The organism is Mesorhizobium sp. P3_B5, assembly GCF_056402815.1.
Genome location: NZ_JBFUGR010000044.1, coordinates 1 through 677 on the forward strand (window position 1 = coordinate 1; position 677 = coordinate 677).

General features: G+C 69.4%; 1 protein-coding gene. It reads left to right on the forward strand.

From position 1 onward, the window contains the following. A partial coding sequence (locus AC1DVW_RS29685; protein ID WP_477327942.1) for a VCBS domain-containing protein occupies positions 1 to 677 on the forward strand: 677 nt, incomplete at both ends.

Genomic DNA, 677 nt, shown 5'->3' on the forward strand with positions numbered 1-677 from the left:
CAGCTCGGCGCCGGCCAGTTCATCACCGACAGCTTCACCGCCGTCTCCTCCGACGGCAGCGACAGCCAGATCGTCACCGTCACCATCCACGGCACCAACGACAGCGCCGTGATCGGCGGCGTCTCGACCAGCGACGTCACCGAGGACAATGGCGCCGACGGCATCGTTGCCGGCAATCTGACCACCGGCGGCGCGCTGACCATCAGCGACGTCGACGCCGGCCAGGCCAACTTCACCACCCAGGCCGGCACCGCCGGCTCCAACGGCCACGGCACCTTCAGCCTCGATGCCGCCGGCAACTGGACCTACAGCGCCGACAACACCCAGGCCGCCATCCAGCAGCTCGGCGCCGGCCAGTTCATCACCGACAGCTTCACCGCCGTCTCCTCCGACGGCAGCGACAGCCAGATCGTCACCGTCACCATCCACGGCACCAACGACAACCCGACCGTCACCGCTGGCGCGCAGAGCGTGCAGCTGGTGGAAGCCGGAGTTGGCACGGCAGGCACCGCTTCGGCCAGCATCACGCTGGCCAAGGGCGATGTCGACGCCGGCGACGCGGCCGTCTACGACGGCACCGCACTGACCAGCAATGGCTGGGCGACCGGCAATGGCGGGGTGACCTACACCAAGACCGGCACCTACGGCACCGCCACGCTGACCACCGGCACGGGCGT